At 57.2% G+C, this 5,442-nt stretch carries 5 protein-coding genes; 1 reads left to right on the plus strand and 4 read right to left on the minus strand.

The genetic code is table 11. The annotated features are described in order from the left end of the window. Window positions 1-445: AMP-binding enzyme (locus WBM93_RS00210; RefSeq protein WP_424426974.1), on the plus strand; the 445-nt coding region annotated here is incomplete at its 5' end. A 106-nt stretch (window positions 446-551) separates the two neighbouring features. Here WBM93_RS00210 and WBM93_RS00215 read toward each other — a convergent pair. The 4 genes from WBM93_RS00215 to WBM93_RS00230 all read right to left on the minus strand — a co-directional run. Then, entirely contained in the window at window positions 552-1,463 is a 912-nt protein-coding gene (locus tag WBM93_RS00215; RefSeq protein ID WP_424426976.1) for a LysR family transcriptional regulator, read from the minus strand. A gap of 758 nt (window positions 1,464-2,221) precedes the next feature. After that, window positions 2,222-3,580: an MBL fold metallo-hydrolase gene (locus WBM93_RS00220; RefSeq protein WP_424426978.1), complete on the minus strand. Its 1,359-nt coding sequence runs from the start codon at window positions 3,578-3,580 to the stop codon at window positions 2,222-2,224. A gap of 109 nt (window positions 3,581-3,689) precedes the next feature. Continuing rightward, the gene (locus WBM93_RS00225) at window positions 3,690-4,778 is read right to left on the minus strand and encodes a copper resistance protein B (RefSeq protein WP_424426980.1); all 1,089 of its coding nucleotides are present in this window, start codon (window positions 4,776-4,778) and stop codon (window positions 3,690-3,692) included. Beyond that, window positions 4,775-5,442: multicopper oxidase domain-containing protein (locus tag WBM93_RS00230; protein ID WP_424426982.1), on the minus strand; the 668-nt coding region annotated here is incomplete at its 5' end. The genes WBM93_RS00225 and WBM93_RS00230, both read right to left, overlap by 4 nt.

Here is a 5,442-nt window from a genome sequence, read left to right on the forward strand (position 1 = left end):
TTACGACAATCCGGAAAAGACAGCAGAGACCGTCGACGCCGACGGCTGGCTCTACACCGGCGACGCGGCGATTATGGACGAAGACGGCTATTTCTATATTAAGGACCGGGTCAAGGACATGATTATCTCCGGCGGCGAGAACGTCTATCCGGCGGAAGTCGAGAATGCGATCTTCGGCCACCCGCAGGTCAACGAAGTCGCCGTCATCGGCATCCCGGATCCGAAATGGGGCGAAGCGGTCAAGGCGGTCGTCTCGCCCAAGCCGGGCGTTGAGGAAGTGGATACCGCCAGCGTCATCGCCTGGGCCAAGGAACGCATCGCCGGGTTCAAGGTACCCAAGACGGTAGACGTGATCGCGGAATTGCCGAGGAATGCCAGCGGCAAGATATTGCGGCGGGAGTTGCGCGCGCCTTATTGGGAAGGGCAGGAGCGGGGGGTGAATTGAGGTGCGATTGGACGACGGCGCAATGATTGTTCAGGTTGCCGAGCGGCGGTCCGAGATGCGGTGGCTGTCGGTCAGTTAATAGCCCATTACGGACCCGAAACTTCGCTCAAGCCGCCTGCACCACCGCAAGATGGGCAGGGCTGCGGGCCACCGAAAGCTGGATCTGTTCGACGACAAAATCAATCAGCGCGCGGATATGGGGCTGGCGGCGCGCGTCATCGGTCGTCACCATCCAGCCCGGGGTCGTCAGTTCGGCGATCGGTGGCAAAAGCCTGACCAGGCCCCGCGTGTCATCTCCCATCAGGCAAGGCAGGATCGACGCGCCGACGCCGGAACGGACGCTGGCAATGATGCTGGACAGCGTGTTCGCACGATGCGCGATTTTCGCGTCCGAAAAATTCTCTATCAGCCAGCGATTTATCGTTCCGTCCCGCTCCATCGGCATGATCAGCGGATAGCGGGCTATCTCTGCCAGATCATCGGGCATGCCCAATTCCGCCACCAGGTTCTGGTGCGCGTAAAATGTTTCCTGCATATCGATCAGATGGCGAACGATCAGCGTTTCCTCGGTCGGCTTTTCGCCAAATCGCAGGGCGACATCGGCTTCGCCTCGCAAAAGATCGAGATTCCTGTCCGATGTCATGATCTCTACCCGCAGATCTGGGTAGCGGGCGCGAAGCAGGCCCAGTGTCGGGATGATCCAGGCGTTGGCCGCCGATTCCACCGTTGTCAGTCGCACGGTGCCGGCGATCCGGCGGGCCTCTGCGGCGATGCTGTCAGAGAAGGACAGGGCGGCGGCCTCAACCGACTCCGCTGCGGGTAAGACGGATTTTCCGCGCGGCGTCAGGCTGTAACCGGAAGCCTTGCGGATGAACAGTTTTACGCCGATTTCATCTTCAAGCGCAGTGACCCGGCGGGATATCGTCGACTGACTGACCCTCAGGTGTTTCGCTGCCGCCAGCGTGCTCCCGGTTCGAGCGACAGCCAGAAAATAACGCAGGTCGTTCCAGTCCAACATGGCCAATTCTCTATATGAACCCAAGGCTATGCGTTTCTGCATAACAGATTTGCAAGACTAGTGTTAGCGCCTCGATGCGGACAGGCGTATTTAGAGTTCATGGCGATGGTTTGATCCACCGCTTAGATTGAAACCTCAAATTATGGAGACGCAAAATGACCCATTTCAACACAACCGCCCTGATCGGTGCATTTTTGGCGACGGTAACAAGTTTTTCGTTGGCTCTCGCGGCGTTCCCGATCGCGGTTATAACCGCATAATCGGGAAATATAGAATGGCGCGGCGAGCTTGAACCATTCCATTCCGTTCCGTCACACCGCCCAAACATTTTTTAGAAAGGAAAGTAACATGTCCAACGATCGTGCAACCTACATTTCTGCGTTGCTGGGATTTCTTGCGACCAGCGCGATGATTATTCTGACCCATAATCTGATCAATGTGCAGAATTTCGTATGAAACTGAAAATGCGGGGATCGGTGAACCGGCCAATTGCCTGGTGACTCCGATCCACCGCCAAAGGCATGATGGCAAATGCTGCGTCCGCCAAGCACGGCAACAAGGCCGCCCAGTTTTGATTCCTGCCCTATCCCAGCGTATGGCGCTAATTCGGACAGATACTCAGAGTGCAGTCGCAGGCCGGGTCCGACATTGTCACCATCGCGCATGGCATATTGGCGGAAAAGCTGTTCTGGTGGATGAAAAGCAAGCATTCGGTACCAAATTAAATAGCGGGAATTATCTGCCGCAAATATCGTTTCCTATCTATCCACCACGGACGCTTTCCAGGCTCCCATCGAGCCAAGGTAAATGTCTAGTTTTACAAATCCCCGACTGGCCAGCCAACCGGCTGCCACGGTCGCTCGCATGCCACTGGCACACATCAAAGTATAACGACGCGACTTGTCGAGATCTTTCCACCGTTGGTTCAATTCGCCAACATAGATATGCTGCGAGCCGTCAATCGCGACCTCGCTTCGTTCATCCGCATCGCGGACGTCGAGCAAAGTCCAGTCGCGCTGATCCTTTTTCAGTCGCTTTTTGACTTCGCCCGTTTCGATCATGGGGATCTGGTTCATGCTTTTCCCTGCCGCTGCCGCCGGGACGACACCGGTATAACCGCCAATGATGTCGTCGAGCGCAATACGAACCAGATGCTCCGTTGCGGTGGCAAGCTGGCTTTCGTCCGACCCAATCAATATCATGCTGTCTTCCTCGCCGATGAACCATCCGGCAAAGGCCGATATCATGCCGACCGGCAAGTTCATCGATCCTGGCAAGTGACCCGAGGCATAAGCCATTGGATCGCGCACATCCACCAAATGGGTGGCCGAACAACCGTCCAGTTCCGAAAGACTCAGATTTGTCGGTCTTGCTACTCTTGGAGCCGGTGCACCACCTTCCAGATTGAGGCGCTCCATCAACCTGAAATAGGGGGGCTGATAGTGGTTCTCGTTGATCTTAGCCTCGATAAACTCGTCCCGGCTGTCGATTTGTAGCCGGGGATTGTTTCTCCGTTCATGCCCGACCGTGGAAAATTCCCGTTCGGCCATTCCCGACCCACAAACCGATCCGGCGCCATGGGCTGGATATATCAACGCCTGATCGCCCAGAGACAGAATTTTTTGCAGAGAATCGAACAACAGTCCGGCGACTTCCCGCTTGCGATCTGGGTAGAAATCGGTCCGACCCACGTCGCCGACGAACAGCGCATCTCCCGTAAACACGCCCACCGCTCCGTCAGGATATTCGGTATCGTAGAGTGCAAAAGCGATATGATCATCTGTATGACCCGGGGTCTCGATAATCTCGATAGTGAGTTGCCCGATGTCGAAACGGTCTCCTTCACGGCAGGTTGTCGCATAGACGACCTCACTCTCGGCATTGGGACCGTGGAAGACCTTGGCATTGGTCATATTCGAAAGAATGGGTGCGCCAGATACCAGATCCTCGTTGCGATGGGTCTCGAAGATATGGGTGATCTCAAGCCCTTCGGCGCGTGCGAGCTCGACATAAATGTCGCAGTCTCGTCGGGGATCGATGACGGCTGCCTTGCCGCCCGATCCGATGAGATAAGAGAGATGTGACAGGCCGGGCGTCTTGATTTTCTTTAACAGCATGTTTGCTCCTTGCGTCGATGAAATTACGCCGGGAACCCGTATCGAGTTCCCCGAAAGGACGAAAAACTGCAACGGATTGGCGGCAATATCATCTGTTCCGCTTATTCAATCAGAACCAGAAACGCACACCAATTACATAATTGGTAACGCTCGGGTCCTCTCCGGAAAGCCTCGCAAAGTCTCGACTGCCGCCGAGTTTCCATTCCTGTTCGACACCGATATAGGGCGCAAATTCCCGCGCAATTTCATAGCGCAGGCGCAGGCCTAGTTCGAGATTATCGATACCGGACCCGATGCCCAGCTCCGGGATATCCTGAGCCGACAGGTTTGCTTCGGCGCGGGGTTGCAGGATCAGGCGCTGGGTTAGGCGCTGATCATATTCCGCTTCAATCCGCGCGGTCAGATCACCCTTGGTGGAGAGAAATGCGGCTGCATCAACCTCGAACATATAGGGCGCGAGGCCCTGAATACCGACCACGGCATGGGTCCGCTCGGGGCCGGCCAGATCCTGCCGGATACCGGCTTGGAGGTCGAAGAAAGGCGCGATAGCGCGGCTGTAGAGCCCCTGTAGTTCGGCGCTTTCAACCGGCTCGCCAAAACTGCCTTCACCCTCGCTCTTGAACCAGAATTTGTCGATATCGCCGCCATAATAGCCCTGCACATCCCACAGATAGCCGTCGTCGCCCTGGCGAACGCGATATTCCAGACGGTCGCCCTGGAACCAGAAGATCTGCATATTGCCATGTTCGTCATAAAGTGCGTCGCGCGCCGGCTGCATCGCTTGCCGGCCCCAGATCGCGTCGGCGGCGCGGATCGGTCCGGTTTCCAGATTGGGTAGGGAGATTTGCGGTCGATCTGGTTGATGGGCGCTGTGGTCCATCGCGCTGTGGTCCATTGCCGCGTCATCCATCGGATCATTCTGTGGCTCGCCATGATCCATATCCGCATGGTTCATCGCATCATGGTCCATCTGCGCTGGCTTTGCCGGTGCGGGTTTGGCCACCGGAACCGGGGCTTTGGGCTTCACCGTTGGCGCTGCTTTTGGCTTGACCACAGCTTTCGGTGCAGGCTTGGCCACCGGCTTCGGCGGGGCCGGCTTGGCTTTCGCCGCCGGCTTAACGGGCACCGGCATCCTGTGGCCCTCATGCTGCGCGAGCGCCGGCGCGCCGAGCAACAAGATGATCATCAGCGCCTTCATGCCGCATCTCCTTCCGGAAAGGCGATGCTAACCGTCTGCATCATCCCGGCGTGCATATGATAGAGCAGATGGCAGTGGAACGCCCAGTCCCCCGGCTCGTCGGTAGTCACATCAAAACTTGCACTGCTGCCCGGCTGGACGATCACGGTATGCTTTTTGGGCTGATAATGGCCTTGCCCGTTGACGATCTCGAAAAACATCCCGTGCAAGTGGATCGGGTGGGCCATCATCGTGTCGTTGACCAGCTTGACCCGCACCCGTTCATTATAACCGAAGCGGATAGGCGCATCGCCGACGGCGCTCATTTTCTTGCCGTCAAAGCTCCACATATAGCGTTCCATATTGCCGGTGAGATGCAATTCCATCTCGCGGTCGGGCGAACGCTTGCTGTGGTCCATCTCGAGCGATTTCAGCATCCGGTAATTGAGCGTCCGGTGCGGGACTTTGTCGAGACCAAGCCCGGGAAAGCCGGTGCGATCCTGCGGGTTCATCGCGACCATATCGATACCGGGCCCGACTTCGACGCTATCGGGCAGCAGGCGGGTGTCGCGCATAGTCATGCCGCCCAAGCCGGCAATGTCATGGTCCGCCATAGCTGCGTCGCCGCCAGACGTGTCGCCGTGGTCCATTGTCGAATGTTCCGTCGCGTCCGGTTCTGCAGGGC

This window comes from Parasphingorhabdus sp., from assembly GCF_049667325.1.
GTDB lineage: Bacteria > Pseudomonadota > Alphaproteobacteria > Sphingomonadales > Sphingomonadaceae > Parasphingorhabdus.

What these genes read in the sequence shown, in the direction of transcription:
- WBM93_RS00215 (WP_424426976.1), bottom strand. Translation starts at nt 1,463, where the DNA reads ATGTTGGACTGGAACGACCTGCGTTATTTTCTGGCTGTCGCTCGAACC.
- WBM93_RS00225 (WP_424426980.1), bottom strand. Translation starts at nt 4,778, where the DNA reads ATGAAGGCGCTGATGATCATCTTGTTGCTCGGCGCGCCGGCGCTCGCG.
- WBM93_RS00220 (WP_424426978.1), bottom strand. Translation starts at nt 3,580, where the DNA reads ATGCTGTTAAAGAAAATCAAGACGCCCGGCCTGTCACATCTCTCTTAT.